A 13,199-nucleotide genomic window follows, 5' to 3' on the forward strand; every position below is an offset into this window, starting at 1 on the left:
TTATTCAGGCGACCCTTCATCCTCCAGAAAAGCGTTCTTTATTTCGTCTTCGGTCATTTTCAATTTCATTTTGCAGGTTTTTACCAGTAAACTGGCTTCTTTGACCAACTGGGTAAGCTCATCCATTCCTTGTTCCTGTTCTTCCAATCGAGCAACAATCGCTTCCAATCGCTGGAGCGCCTCATCGTAGGAAAGGTCTTTTGTGGCTTTTTTCATGGGCTGTCGACTTTTTTTATTTGAGAGGTTATCTTTTTTTCCACACTGTAGGTGACGATCGTGTCACCGGTTTCGAGGGTGCACTTGTGGATGGGAACTCCGTCTTTTTCAGTACGCGTGTATCCTTTGGATAGTAGGTAAACGGGATCCGACTGCCGGACGATTTTTTCGTATTGTTCGATCTTCAGGAGTGATTTGTGCAAATTACCCCTGCTGTTCTTTTTTAGGTAGTCCAGCGTATTGGCCAGCCGGATATGCATTTTATCTACTTTATGGAGGGAAAGCCGCTGACTGTTTTTTGAGACGTTGTTCAGCGTATTTTTTTTCTCGGTGATTTTTCCCTGTAAAAGATTTTTAAGTAAATGTACGTTTCCAAGCAAGTCTTCGGAGGCGTCTTTCAGTTTTTTTTGCGTGTATCGTTCTACGTACATCATTTGCCGCCGCAGGGTATCTTCGTACTCCTGGAAACCCGATAGAATAAAAGCAGCTACGGCTGTAGGGGTTTTCAGCTGGGTATGAGCCACCAGGTCGGCAATGGACTCGTCCCGTTCATGTCCGATGCCCGTGACAACGGGCAGGGCGGCATTTGCTATGGTTTTTGCCAATGTGTAGTCGTCAAAACAATCCAGGTCCGATTGGGCACCGCCTCCTCTAATAATCACCACCAGGTCAAATCCCTCCGCCACCTGATTTTTTTCCACTTGCTCGATCGCTTCAATTATTTCGGGGACCGCATTGTTTCCCTGCATGGAGGCCTGGAAAAAGCGCACGTGCACCCGGTATCCCTGGGCATTTTTCTCCAACTGAGTCATAAAATCACCGTATCCAGCCGCTGTGACCGAGCTGATGAGAGCAATTTTCTGACTTACTTTGGGTAGGACAAATTGTTTGTTTTGCTCTAAAAGACCTTCCAATGTCAAGCGATCGATGATTTCCTGACGCTTTCTGGCCCGCTCTCCCAACGTAAAATTTGCATCAATATCCTTAATTATCAAACTGATACCGTACAATTCATGAAACTGAACGTTCACAAGTGCCAGAATACTCATCCCGCTTTGCAAGGGCCTGCCTGTCACCCTTTCGAATTTTCTTCGAATGGTCTGGTAGGTATAGGACCAAATATTACCCCGTATCTTTGCTACCATCCCGGTGGTGGATTTTTCAATCAGATCCAGGTACGCATGTCCCCTTACCGAGTCTCTCAGCTCACCTATTTCGGCGATTACCCAGTAACTGGGAGATAAATTTGCATCCAGGGCATGTTTGATCTGTTCGGTAAGCGTCACTAATGAAATGGCCTGTTGCATACACAAAGAAACGAAAAAATCACGGGGTCTGAACCAAAAAAACCGGCAAAAGGCCGGTTTTTCGGTAGAATTTGCCGCTTCTTTACAAAGCCAGCCTGGGTAATAGTTGGTTTAATCTGACCACTTTCACTAATTCTCTGGTCCTTCCTCTCTGCCTTTTTCCCGCTCGCGACCTTGCATGCGGTAAATGTGCCGGGCAAAATCCCGATTGGTTTCGTTGAGCCGTAAAGCTTGTTGGGGACTTAGTGTTTCGGAAACCTTGTATAGAAACTCCTTTTCTTGTTCCAAAAGAGCTTTTTGGAGGTCGAATCGTTCGTCGATCAACGCTCTCGCTGCTGATTCGCTGAGAACTTTCTTCTTTCGCTTTTTTGGAAATACGATACAATTCACGCATCAATTCCTTTCGGTTGTCTTCGTGCTCGTTATAAAGCGGCCAGAATTTTTCCGCTTGTTCCGGGCTGAGCGATAGCCTGTTAGTGACGAATGCCACTCGGGCTGCCTGCAACTTTTCCCGGTCTACGCGCGTTTCCCGCTGCCCATAGCCAGTCAGAGAATTTGCCAATAATAGCGCCAGAAACATCCATTTTTTCATATCAAAACAAAATTTCGTTCAACAACAACTCCTCATCTTCGTTCCCCAGCTCCGAACGCCACTCTGCTGCCGTAATCGCATCCAATAAGTCGTTTGGATTGTCTGCCAACAGCAGAACATCTACCTCGTCCCATGCTCCGGTTGTAATGTAGTAATCCACCTCTTCGTTGATTGCCGTTCGGAAATCAGTAGTGTGCTGCTGCGTAGGAAAAACAACCACCATGAGAAAACCCACGATACAGGCGGCAGCCACTGCCAAAGCAGTCAGGTACACCTGCCGGGTTCGTTGCCTTCTTTTCCTAAGGATTCTATCCGGAAGGCTATCAAAATAGTTTTCCGGAGTTTTAAAGACCGATTCTTTTGGAAATTTGTTCATACTATTGGTTAGACAGGTTTACTACACAAAGGTTTACTCTTCCTTCAGAATTTCTTCAATTTTTTTTACGGCATGGTGGTAACCAGCTTTCAATCCGCCCACCGTGGTTTGTGTCATTTTGCTTATTTCCTCGTAAGAAAGCTCTTCAAAATACCGCAAGTTAAAGATTAAACGTTGCTTTTCCGGTAAGCGAAGGATTGCCTTTTGTAATTGAAGCTGCACTTCATCACCATCAATCAACGAAGAGCGGTCCAGGTAACCCATCATCACCTCGTGGTGATCCTCCATGGAAAAGAAATTTCGCTTCTTTTTCTTTTCCAGAAAATTCAAGCTTTCGTTGACGGCAATTCGGTAAATCCAGGTAAAAAGAGAGGATTTTCCATGGAAGGAGTCAATGTTTTTATAGGCTTTGATGAAGGTATTCTGGACAACATCGTCTGCATCCTCGTGTATGATCACCATTTTTCTAACCATCCCATACACTCGTTTTTGGTAGGTCTCGACGAGCTCCCGAAAACCCTTATCTCTGGTTTTGGGGTCCTTAATCTGCTCCAAGAGTTTTGCTTCAATCAATGGTACCATCCGAAAGGTTAGACCAGGAAAAGCCGCAAAGGTTTAATAATGGACATAGAAAAGAAGCGATTCCCTGCTGGTACCCGTAAACCGGATCTTGTTCCAAATAAATTGGATAGGCCTTCCGGGATAAGGGTTTTTTGACCCTCATTGGACTCGAAGTGTTTGCAAGGTGGCCGCATTTCCGCGTAGAAAGGCCGAAATATCCATTCGCTTTTTTCCGGCTAATTGTAGGTCGGTTATGGCTAGCAGCCCCTTTCCGGTCTGAAAGTGAAGGTAAGTTTTGTAATCGGTGGAAAATTCTCCCGGTTTTAGTGCTTCCTTGGTTTGCTCCACCAGATGACTGTGGTAGAGTTTGCAAGTAGTGGTCCCCAATCGACACCAGGCTCCGGGGTAGGGAGAAAGTCCGCGAATTTGGTTGTGTAGTTGCCTGGCGGGCTGATTCCAATCTATTTCGCAGGTCTCCTTATGAATTTTCGGTGCGGTGTGGATGGCTCTGGAGGAATCCTGCGGCTGTGGACGAACATTTCCGCTAGCAATGCCTGCTACTGTTCGAAGCACCAGGCTGGCTCCTTTGTGCATCAGTCGGTCGTGAAGGGTGCCAGCATTGTCTTCGGGTAAGATCGCCTCTTCTTCCTGGAATAAGATGCTGCCGGTATCGATTTCCTGTTGGAGAAAAAACGTGGTCAACCCGGTTTTAGATTCTCCGTTCATCAACACCCAATTGATCGGTGCAGCTCCTCGATAGTCTGGCAGAAGAGAAGCATGGAGATTAAAGGTGCCCTTTTCTGGCATGGACCAAACGACTTCCGGAAGCATCCGGAAAGCTACAACCACCTGTAAGTCCGCCCGAAAATCGCGCAAGGTCTCCAAAAACGCTTCGCTTTTTAGATTGGGCGGCTGCAGCACGGGCAGCTGATGCGCCTCAGCGAAGGCCTTTACCGGGGAGGGCTTGGCTTGTCTTCCCCGGCCCTGGGGTTTGTCCTGGGCTGTCACTACGGCTACGACGTTCCACCCTTCCCGTACCAGCAGTTCAAGCGAGGCAACGGCAAACTCCGGGGTACCCATGAAGACGATTCTCAGATCTTTATTCATTTTTGATTAATCATATATCAGGTAATTGGCCCTTTTTCGGCGGTAATTTTCCAAGTCTTCTTTCCAGGATTCCCGGATGTCTGCCGCTGAGACTCCGTTAACGATGGCTTTTCTCAATTCGTCGGTTCCGGCAAGCTTGTCAAAGAAAGCATTAAAAAATCCAGCGCGTCCGTCCGCTATCCTATAGGCTTCCAATAGGTAGGTCAATGTAAACCGGTGATTAAGGGCTTCGGAGCGAAGGTCTTTCCCATAACAAACCTTATTTTGATGCGGAGGGTTTTTGGACATGCCTTCGATGCTTACCGGCGTGAAGGTAAAATCCCCAAATTTCGGATCGGGATACCCATACACCTGAAAGGGAAACAGCGTGCCTCTACCCAGGCTGATGTCTGTGCCTTCGAAAAAGCAAAGGGAAGGATAAAGCCGGATCGACAGATCGTTCGGAAGGTTTGGAGAAGGTTTGACGGGAAGCGAATAAGGCTCCGAATGGGTCCAGTTTTCTATCGGGATGACCTCGATATCTGCCTTGACTCCCCCTTTCAGCCACCCTTCGCCATTGATCATGTGAGCCAATTCACCGACCGTGAGGCCATGAACGACTGGAATGGGATGCATGCCGACAAAGCTTTCGAATCCTGGCTGAAGCACGGGCCCGTCTATGTAATCGCCACTCGGGTTGGGCCGGTCCATGATCATCAGTGGTTTGCCTTGTTCGGCACAGGCTTCCATGAGGTAGTGCAGGGTGCTGATAAAGGTATAGAAGCGAACGCCTACATCCTGGATGTCGAAAATCACCAGGTCTACGTCGGCAAGGGCTTCCAGTGAGGGTTTTTTCGAATCTCCGTAAAGCGATACCAGCGGCAGTCCGGTTTGTGGATCAATCTGGTTTTCTACTTTCTCTCCGGCATCCGCATTTCCACGGAAGCCATGTTCGGGTACAAAAACCTTTTGCACAGAGATGCCTTCTTCCAATAGAAAATCAACCAGGTGCTTGGATTCGTTCTGAGTTAGCACACTGGTCTGGTTTACCGCCAGTGCTACCCGTTTGTTTTCTAACTTGGGTAAGTAGAGGGATGGGCGGTCCGCACCTGTCCTTATTTCGGTATCTTTTTGAGGGAGTGAGGATTCCTGCTCTTGTGTGGTTGATTCCGTTTTGCTTGTGCAAAATGTCAGACTACCCAACAAAAATACCGGGAGAAGTATTAATTTTACCTGCTTCATGTTAATTTGCGTTTCAGTTAACAAAATAAACGACTTCATTGAACCTTTCCTACTTCATTGCAAAAAGAATCAGTTTTAAAAAAACGGGAGGTTTCACCGGTACGATTCACCGAATAGCCGTAGCCAGCATTGCCTTGGGGCTTTCCATCATGATTGTTTCTTTTTTGATTTTGGCAGGTTTTCAGACAGTCATTGCAGATAAAGTTTTTTCATTTACCGGACATTATCAGGTCAACCGATTTGTCATGAGTCAGTCACTTGACGAATCGCCCACTAGTACAGCGAGTAACTTCTACACCAATCACGAGTCTCTGGATTACATCCGACACGTTCAAGGGTATGCGAATAAGCCTGGGCTAATAAAAGGAAAGGACGAAGTAGAAGGAGTCATGATGAAAGGAGTGGGCCCTGAATTTGACAGCCTTTCCTTCAAGGCCTCACTGATCGACGGCAGGTTCCTGAGCTTTTCTGAAAACGATAATCCGTCCAATGAAATCATTCTCAGTGCGAAAATTGCCCGAAAAATGCTGCTGTCCGTGGGCGATCTGGTTACCATGTACTTTGTACAGGATCCACCGCGGTTTAGGCGACTGAAGGTGGTCGGTATCTACGAGACCTTTCTAGAGGATTTTGATGATAAAATTGTCATTGGAGATATTCAACTGATACGTGTGCTCAACGATTGGGATGAAGACCAGGTTGGGGGGTTCGAGGTTTTCCTGAAGGATCCGGCACTTATCGATACCTATGAGGCTGCCTTGTACGATTACATCGATTACGACCTGCGTTTGGTAAAAGCCACCGACAAATTCATGCAGCTTTTTGATTGGCTGGAGTTACTGAATAACAATGTATACGTTTTTCTGGCCTTGATTCTTTTCGTTGCGGCCTTCAATATGGTATCTATCCTGTTTATATTAATCATGGAGCGCACTCCCATGGTGGGGCTGCTAAAAGCCCTGGGGGCAAAGAACCGACAAATCCGAAATATTTTTATTTGGAATGGCGTACGCATCATCGGAAGGGGCCTGCTGCTGGGAAATCTGATTGGGTTGGGTTTTGGTTGGATACAAGATCAAACACGCTGGGTGAGCCTGAACCCGGAAAATTATTACATGAGTTATGTGCCTGTTTTTTGGGATTGGGGCACCATTCTCGGACTTAACCTTTTGGTATTGCTTGTCACCACCACCGTGCTATTTTTACCTGCCATGATCATTAGTAATATCAACCCCATCAAATCCATCAAGTTTAATTAACAGGTCGGTATTTCTTTACCATGCTTTTGAGTTTCATGTAGATAACGCCGAAGACGGCTTCCCGGAAAATATGTTTGGACATTTTGGACGTGCCCCTGGTCCGGTCGGTGAAGATAATTGGGACCTCGTGGATGGAAAAGCCCAGTTTCCATGCGGTAAACTTCATCTCGATCTGAAAAGCGTATCCAATAAACCGGATTTTTTTCAGGTCAATGGCTTCCAAAACCCTCCTGTGGAAGCACACGAACCCCGCAGTCGTATCCCGAACCGGTATTCCGGTAATGAATTGCACGTATTTGCTGGCAAAAAAGGACATCAACACCCGGCCCATGGGCCAGTTCACCACGTTTACGCCGGACACATAGCGGGACCCGATCACCAAATCGTGACCATTATTTTTCGCGGCTTCGTACAAACGGCACAAGTCCTGCGGATTGTGTGAAAAGTCAGCGTCCATTTCGAAAATATACGCGTAGCCCCTTTCCAACGCATAGGCAAACCCTTCCAGATAAGCGGTTCCCAACCCTAATTTCCCGGGTCTTTCCTTCAAAAATACCCTTCCAGGAAACTCATTTTGCACGGCACGCACCAGGTCGGCCGTTCCGTCCGGGGAACCATCGTCAATTACCAACAGGTCAAAATTTTCCGAAAGAGACATAACCTCACGGATGATGTCCTGAATATTTTCCTTTTCGTTGTACGTGGGGATGAGGACTAGTTTGGTATCGGTCATAATTCAGACTACAAAAGTAGAATTAAAAACGGATTTTTTTTTGGGATAAAGAAATAAGTGATCCCAATGGGAAGTTAAAAAACACGAACGAGGCGAAGACGCCTGCTTCCTGCCTCCTCTAACCGATCATCGGCCAGCATTGCAGCGAGGTAGGTTTGCTTTGGCCAGCCGGTTCCCATGCATTGCAGCCGTTTCCAGGTCAAAACAGGCCTGCCGGGGATTTTTATCCATCAGACAAAGAGCCCTTCGGGCCAATGCGTCGTAGTGCTTGGGGTTTTTCTCCAATACCTGATCAAAATCCTCTATGGCCCATTCCTTGTAGCCCAGTTTCATCAGAGCAAAGCCCCGGTTGTAATGGGCCGTGAGATTATCCGGCTCGATTTCCAGGTACTTATTGAAGGAAACGATGGTGCCCAATCCATCTCCCGAATAGGCCATGGCAATGCCTTTGTAAAAATGGGGCATGGAAGCTTCAGGTTGCAGGCGAATGGTCTCTTCCAAAAACTCCACTGCACTTGTGTACCTCCCATTCTTGATCATTGAGCGGGCCAGTAGCAGCAGGATATCAAAATCTTTGGGATCGTGCATGGCAGCCAGTAAAAGATTTTTTTCCGCCGTTTTCAAGTCTTTTTGCTCCCAGGCTATTTTTCCAATTCCCGCATACGCCTGGGCGTGGTCCGGATGCAACACCAGAATTTTTCGGTAATCCGCCAAAGCTTTCGTATAGTTTCCCAACTCCTCGTACGATCTGGCGCGTAGATGCAATGCCTTGATATCGGTGCCGCTGATGAAAAGGACCTTGTTAAATTCCTTGATGGCCCGTTCGTACTGCCCATTCTTGTATAGGTTTTCCGCGTCCCGGAAGTTTCCTATGCAACTTGAAAACACCAGGATAAGGCTGATACACGAATGGACTGCATGGAATCGGAACATATTGTTATTAACGTATTAGTTTTTGAAGATAACAAATATTCTTTCTTCAACAAAAAATCGATCGAATTTGATCCAGAAAGGAGGAAACTTCGTAACTCAGGTCAAACTTTCCCCTTTCAGGAATTCGAAGGCAGCGGACTTTTGGTATTTCCGAAGACTTCCATACCAGGGGATATCAAAAAATGCGATGGGATAAAAAAGTAACAGCTATTTTTTAATGGGCTATCCACGCAGCGAGGATAGCCCTTTTTTTACAGTGTACCCTTGGTGCTGGGAAGTTGATCCAGGGCGCGTAAGTCTTTGCGTACCGCCATTTTGATGGCTCGCGCCAGTCCTTTGAAGATGGCTTCGATCTTGTGGTGTTCGTTTTCGCCCTCAGCTTTGATATTTAGATTGCATTTGGCTGTATCACTGAAGGACTTAAAGAAATGGTAAAACATTTCCGTTGGCATATCGCCTATTTTTTCCCGCTTGAATGCCGCGTCCCAAACCAGCCAGGGCCGGCCGCCGAAATCTACCGCTACTTGTGCCAGGCAATCGTCCATGGGTAATAGAAACCCGTATCGGTAGATCCCCTTTTTGTCGCCCATTGCGCGGAGATAGGCCTCTCCCAAAGTGAGCGCGGTATCTTCGATCGTGTGGTGTTCGTCAATATGAAGATCGCCTGCGACCTGTATCTCCAGGTCTGTGCCACCGTGCTTGGCCAATTGGTCCAACATGTGATCAAAAAAAGGAAGGCCGGTTTGGATACGGCTTTTTCCGGTGCCATCCAAATTGAGTTCGATGGCTATTTGGGTTTCAGCTGTATTTCGGGAAACGCTGGCTTTTCTGGCAGGCGTTTTCAGATAGGCGTATAGTTCGTCCCAGGTAGCAAGGCATTGGTCGGCCTCGGCGTAGGCCTCCGTGTTGAAATAGATGGATTTGCAGCCCAGGTTTTTGGCCAGTTGCACATCCGTTTTTCGGTCACCGATCACGTACGAATTCTCCAGGTCATAGTCGCCGTTCAGGTAGGAAAGCAGCATGCCCGTACCGGGTTTTCGCGTGGGGGCATTTTCATGAGGAAAGGTTTTGTCGATGTGAATGGCCGCAAAAACCACGCCTTCCTGCTCCAGGGTTTTAAGCATTTTGTATTGAGCAGGCCAGAAGGATTCTTCTGGAAAGGAGGGGGTACCCAAGCCATCCTGGTTGCTGACCAATACCAATTCGAAGGTCCCTTCTTCGGCAATTTTACTCAGGTTGGTGATCGCACGGGGTATAAATTCAAGTTTTTCCAGACTGTCTACCTGAAAATCCGTCGGAGGCTCCTTGATGATGGTGCCGTCCCGGTCAATAAATAAGATCTTTTTCTTCATAACTACTCGTTAGTGGTCCAGGCCGGAGCGATTCGGGTCAGCGAGTATTGCCCGCAAGGTACGGATAAATTCTTCGTTCTCCCGTTCGTTGCCCACCGTGATGCGCAGGCAGTCGCCGCAGTGGTACACACCGGACCGATCCCGAACAATGATTTTCTTTTCGATTAAACGTTGGTATACCGCTTTTGCATGGGGAATTTTTACCAGGAAAAAATTGGCCTGAGAGGGGTAGACTTTTTCAACACCCGCTGTATTTTCCAACTGCAGCCGAAGGTTCTCCTTCTGCACCTGGATTTCATGCATCATTTCTTGGAGTTTTTTGGTGTTTACAAGTGCCTCTACCACCGTGTTTTGGGTGAGTCCGCTGATATTATACGGAGGCTTGATTTTATTGAGTATGGCAATGATCTCCGGTGAGGCAAAGGCCATTCCCAATCGAAGTGCCGCCAGGCCCCAGGCTTTGGAGAGGGTTTGCATGACCAGCAGGTTGGGAAATTCGTCCAGTACCGGAACGAAGCCCGGCTCGTCACTGAAATCAATGTAGGCCTCGTCTATGATGACCAATCCGCTAAACCCCCGCAAAATGGAGAGAACGGAGGCTCGCTGCATTTTATTTCCACTGGGATTATTGGGGGAGCAAATAAAAATCATTTTCGTATCCGCGTTGACGGCCGCCAACACCTCTCGCGGTTCTAACTGAAAATCCGGGCTTAAGGGTACCTTTTTAACCGGCACATCGTTGATTCCTGCACTTACCTCATACATTCCGTAGGTCGGAGGCATGATGATCACGTTATCAATGCCCGGTCGGCAGAAGGCGCGAAACAATAAATCAATGGCTTCGTCACTACCGTTTCCGAGAAATATCCGGTCAGCGGATACCTTCTTTAATTCAGCGATCTGTTCCTTGAGCAGGGATTGGTATGGATCGGGATACCGATTATAGTTTTCCCTGGTGATGGATCCCAGGGGGTTCTCATTGGCATCCAGGAATACGCCGGCTTTTCCGCTGTATTCGTCTCGGGCGGAGGAGTAGGGTTTCAGCCCTGCAATATGGGGACGAAGGAGCTTCTTTAGATCAAAATCCATCTTTTTTTCGATTGGAGAGATAGTTTAAACGAACGGTAACGGCACGCTTATGGGCCTCCAGGTTTTCATGATGGGCCATCACTTCTATGGCGGGTCCCAGGGACTGTATTCCTTCTGCGGTGATTTTCTGATAGGTGATTTTCTTCACGAAACTATCCAGCGATACACCGGAATAACTTCGCGCATACCCGTTGGTAGGCAGGGTATGGTTGGTGCCCGAGGCGTAATCCCCTGCAGCTTCGGGGGTATAATTTCCAATAAACACCGACCCGGCATTTACAATTCCCTGTACAGCTCGTTCCTCTTCTTTCACGGCCAAAATGAGGTGTTCGGGTGCATAGGCGTTGATTAGATCCAGGGCACTGTTCATTTTTTCCATGACGATCGCTACACTGTTTTCCAACGCCTTTTTGGCAATTTTCTGGCGGGGAAGTTCCCTGAGTTGCTCCTCGACAGCAGTCAGCACTTTCTTTACGAATTTTTCGGTAGGACAAACCAAGACTACCTGGCTATCAACGCCGTGTTCGGCCTGAGAAAGCAGGTCTGCAGCGACAAATTCCGGGATGGCAGTATCGTCCGCATATACCAGTACCTCCGAAGGTCCGGCGGGCATATCGATGGCGACCCCCTGTCTCGTGGCCAATTGTTTGGCGGCGGTTACGTATTGGTTGCCCGGTCCAAAAATCTTGTCCACTCGGGGTACGGAGGCAGTACCGTAGCACATGGCAGCAATGGCCTGGGCTCCACCCGCTTTGACAACTTTCGTGATCCCAATCAGAGAAGCGGTATAGAGGATAGCGGGGTGAATCTCTCCCTTCGGATCCGGGGGAGTACACAATACGATTTCCTCACATCCCGCCAATTTAGCCGGAATACCTAACATCAAAACCGTGGAAAACAAGGGAGCGGTGCCGCCCGGTATATACAAGCCTACTTTTTGAATGGGAACGCTCCTGCGCATGCAGGTGACCCCCTGCATGATTTCAGAACTAATCGCCGGCATTTCCTGTAGCTTATGGAATTTTTCGATGTTGTATCGGGCTGTTTGGATGGCATCTTTTAGCTCGACACCGAGTTTCGCTCCGGAAGCGTTTCTTTCTGCCTCCTCTACCAGCAGGGAGTCAATTTCAACATGATCGTATTCCAGGGCAAACTTTTTCAATGCTTTGTCTCCCTGACGTTTGACCTTTTTCATGATCGGCTTCACGATCTTTTCTATCTCCTTCATTTTCTGAACGGGACGAGCCAGTTCCTTATTCCACGTTTTTGTATCGGGATTAACCAGGATTTTCATGTTACATGCGTTTAAATTCCCCTAAACCAAACAGAGGTAGATTTTTTATGAATCCCTTGAAGCACAAGGCCGGTTTTTCGATCGGATTAAATGACCATCTTTTCGATGGGTACCACCAGGATCCCCTGAGCGCCTGCAGCCCTCAATTCTTCGATATTTTCCCAAAACTGATCCTCACTGATAACCGAGTGAACGGAAGACCATCCTGCTTCCGCCAGCGGAAGAATGGTTGGGCTGCGCATCCCGGGGATCAGGGAAACAATGGTATCCAGGGAGTCGTTCGGGGCATTGAGCAATACGTACTTGTTTTTCTTTCCTTTTTGTACGGCGTCCATACGGAACAGTAATTTCTGCACGACGCGCTGCTTTTCACCGGATAGGCTCTTGTTGCTGATCAATACGGCCTCGGACTGGAAAATTTCTTCCACTTCCTTCAATCCATTCATCATCAATGTAGATCCGGAGCTAACGATGTCGCAAATGCCTTCGGCAAGTCCAATGCTTGGAGCAATTTCCACCGACCCGCTTATTTCATGTATTTCCGCCTCTATTTGCCGAGACTTTAGGAAATCTCCCAGTATTTTTGGGTAGGATGTTGCAATACTTTTGCCTTTGAAATACTGGATGCCATCGTATACTTCGCTCTTGGGTATGGCCAAGGAAAGCCGGCACTTGGAAAATCCCAGTTTTTTTAACACCGTCACGTCCTTGTCTTTCTCCACCAACTCGTTCTCACCAACAATTCCCAAATCGGCGACGCCGTCGGCAACGTATCCAGGAATGTCATCGTCTCTTAAAAAAAGAAACTCAACAGGAAAGTTGGTGGCCGTGGATTTCAATTTTCCGGTGCCGTTATAAAATTTTATGCCGCACTCTTTGATTAGCTTAAGCGATTCCTCACTTAACCGCCCACTTTTCTGAACAGCTATTCGAATACTATTTTCCATGGATTAAATGATACACTGGTGAATTTTTAAGTTAAAGAGGCGAATCAATCGGCTGACTACATCCATTTGGTTGGATCGCACAAAGGGTTTAGGAGGAATGATGACCCATGTGGTGCCAGCGAGCAGTTGCTGCGTGGAAAAATGAACATGTATGGCAATTGCTCCCAGAGATTTTCATATCGATACAAATTTAGTGAGCTATTGCCAACTAG

14 protein-coding genes are annotated in these 13,199 nt (G+C 47.5%); 1 reads left to right on the plus strand and 13 read right to left on the minus strand.

What is annotated here, in order from left to right; genetic code table 11:
• From xseB to ABWH99_RS12615, 7 genes are all read right to left on the minus strand, one after another.
• Complete coding sequence (gene xseB / locus ABWH99_RS12585; protein ID WP_375582200.1) at positions 1-216, minus strand: exodeoxyribonuclease VII small subunit; 216 nt, start codon at positions 214-216, stop codon at positions 1-3.
• Positions 213-1,523 carry an exodeoxyribonuclease VII large subunit gene (gene xseA / locus ABWH99_RS12590; protein WP_375582201.1) on the minus strand — a complete coding sequence of 437 codons (1,311 nt, stop codon included), beginning with the start codon at positions 1,521-1,523 and terminating at the stop codon, positions 213-215. The genes xseB and xseA overlap by 4 nt, the downstream gene beginning before the upstream one ends.
• Positions 1,524-1,652: 129 nt before the next feature.
• Complete coding sequence (locus tag ABWH99_RS12595; protein ID WP_375582202.1) at positions 1,653-1,913, minus strand: hypothetical protein; 261 nt, start codon at positions 1,911-1,913, stop codon at positions 1,653-1,655.
• Positions 1,914-2,116: 203 nt separating this feature from the next.
• Positions 2,117-2,491 carry a hypothetical protein gene (locus ABWH99_RS12600; RefSeq protein ID WP_375582203.1) on the minus strand — a complete coding sequence of 125 codons (375 nt, stop codon included), beginning with the start codon at positions 2,489-2,491 and terminating at the stop codon, positions 2,117-2,119.
• 33 nt (positions 2,492-2,524) lie between these two features.
• Positions 2,525-3,073, minus strand: coding sequence for an RNA polymerase sigma factor (locus ABWH99_RS12605; RefSeq protein ID WP_375582204.1), 549 nt, complete (start codon positions 3,071-3,073; stop codon positions 2,525-2,527).
• A gap of 138 nt (positions 3,074-3,211) precedes the next feature.
• Positions 3,212-4,159 carry a methionyl-tRNA formyltransferase gene (fmt, locus tag ABWH99_RS12610; RefSeq protein WP_375582205.1) on the minus strand — a complete coding sequence of 316 codons (948 nt, stop codon included), beginning with the start codon at positions 4,157-4,159 and terminating at the stop codon, positions 3,212-3,214.
• 6 nt (positions 4,160-4,165) lie between these two features.
• A complete protein-coding gene (locus tag ABWH99_RS12615) occupies positions 4,166-5,380 on the minus strand; it encodes an exo-beta-N-acetylmuramidase NamZ domain-containing protein (RefSeq protein WP_375582206.1) in 1,215 nt (404 codons plus the stop codon).
• A gap of 38 nt (positions 5,381-5,418) precedes the next feature.
• Here ABWH99_RS12615 and ABWH99_RS12620 point away from each other — a divergent pair, with 38 nt between their 5' ends.
• Positions 5,419-6,639: an FtsX-like permease family protein gene (locus ABWH99_RS12620; RefSeq protein WP_375582207.1), complete on the plus strand. Its 1,221-nt coding sequence runs from the start codon at positions 5,419-5,421 to the stop codon at positions 6,637-6,639.
• On the opposite strand, the gene ABWH99_RS12625 is transcribed toward ABWH99_RS12620, so the two are convergent.
• The 6 genes from ABWH99_RS12625 to hisG all read right to left on the minus strand — a co-directional run bounded on the left by ABWH99_RS12625 (position 6,632) and on the right by hisG (position 12,987).
• Complete coding sequence (locus ABWH99_RS12625; RefSeq protein WP_375582208.1) at positions 6,632-7,372, minus strand: polyprenol monophosphomannose synthase; 741 nt, start codon at positions 7,370-7,372, stop codon at positions 6,632-6,634. The genes ABWH99_RS12620 and ABWH99_RS12625 overlap by 8 nt on opposite strands.
• Before the next feature lie 126 nt (positions 7,373-7,498).
• Positions 7,499-8,305 (minus strand): tetratricopeptide repeat protein, encoded by an 807-nt coding sequence (locus ABWH99_RS12630; RefSeq protein WP_375582209.1) that lies wholly within the window; start codon positions 8,303-8,305, stop codon positions 7,499-7,501.
• Positions 8,306-8,556: 251 nt separating this feature from the next.
• A complete protein-coding gene (gene hisB, locus ABWH99_RS12635; RefSeq protein WP_375582210.1) occupies positions 8,557-9,657 on the minus strand; it encodes a bifunctional histidinol-phosphatase/imidazoleglycerol-phosphate dehydratase HisB in 1,101 nt (366 codons plus the stop codon).
• Positions 9,658-9,666: 9 nt separating this feature from the next.
• Positions 9,667-10,746 carry a histidinol-phosphate transaminase gene (gene hisC, locus ABWH99_RS12640; RefSeq protein ID WP_375582211.1) on the minus strand — a complete coding sequence of 360 codons (1,080 nt, stop codon included), beginning with the start codon at positions 10,744-10,746 and terminating at the stop codon, positions 9,667-9,669.
• Positions 10,736-12,040 carry a histidinol dehydrogenase gene (gene hisD, locus ABWH99_RS12645; protein ID WP_375582212.1) on the minus strand — a complete coding sequence of 435 codons (1,305 nt, stop codon included), beginning with the start codon at positions 12,038-12,040 and terminating at the stop codon, positions 10,736-10,738. Before hisD ends, hisC begins: the two co-directional genes overlap by 11 nt.
• A gap of 86 nt (positions 12,041-12,126) precedes the next feature.
• Positions 12,127-12,987, minus strand: a complete 861-nt coding sequence (gene hisG / locus ABWH99_RS12650; protein ID WP_375582213.1) for an ATP phosphoribosyltransferase — start codon at positions 12,985-12,987, stop codon at positions 12,127-12,129.
• Between the last annotated feature and the right edge of the window lie 212 nt (positions 12,988-13,199).

The sequence above is a fragment of the Cyclobacterium xiamenense genome (assembly GCF_042140265.1).
Classification (GTDB): Bacteria; Bacteroidota; Bacteroidia; order Cytophagales; family Cyclobacteriaceae; genus Cyclobacterium; species Cyclobacterium xiamenense_A.

Bases quoted from the DNA above. Each gene is read 5' to 3' on its own strand.
- hisC (WP_375582211.1), bottom strand. From the start codon at position 10,746: ATGGATTTTGATCTAAAGAAGCTCCTTCGTCCCCATATTGCAGGGCTG.
- xseA (WP_375582201.1), bottom strand. From the start codon at position 1,523: ATGCAACAGGCCATTTCATTAGTGACGCTTACCGAACAGATCAAACAT.
- ABWH99_RS12625 (WP_375582208.1), bottom strand. From the start codon at position 7,372: ATGACCGATACCAAACTAGTCCTCATCCCCACGTACAACGAAAAGGAA.
- hisB (WP_375582210.1), bottom strand. From the start codon at position 9,657: ATGAAGAAAAAGATCTTATTTATTGACCGGGACGGCACCATCATCAAG.
- hisD (WP_375582212.1), bottom strand. From the start codon at position 12,040: ATGAAAATCCTGGTTAATCCCGATACAAAAACGTGGAATAAGGAACTG.
- ABWH99_RS12615 (WP_375582206.1), bottom strand. From the start codon at position 5,380: ATGAAGCAGGTAAAATTAATACTTCTCCCGGTATTTTTGTTGGGTAGT.
- fmt (WP_375582205.1), bottom strand. From the start codon at position 4,159: ATGAATAAAGATCTGAGAATCGTCTTCATGGGTACCCCGGAGTTTGCC.
- ABWH99_RS12605 (WP_375582204.1), bottom strand. From the start codon at position 3,073: ATGGTACCATTGATTGAAGCAAAACTCTTGGAGCAGATTAAGGACCCC.
- ABWH99_RS12600 (WP_375582203.1), bottom strand. From the start codon at position 2,491: ATGAACAAATTTCCAAAAGAATCGGTCTTTAAAACTCCGGAAAACTAT.
- xseB (WP_375582200.1), bottom strand. From the start codon at position 216: ATGAAAAAAGCCACAAAAGACCTTTCCTACGATGAGGCGCTCCAGCGA.
- hisG (WP_375582213.1), bottom strand. From the start codon at position 12,987: ATGGAAAATAGTATTCGAATAGCTGTTCAGAAAAGTGGGCGGTTAAGT.
- ABWH99_RS12630 (WP_375582209.1), bottom strand. From the start codon at position 8,305: ATGTTCCGATTCCATGCAGTCCATTCGTGTATCAGCCTTATCCTGGTG.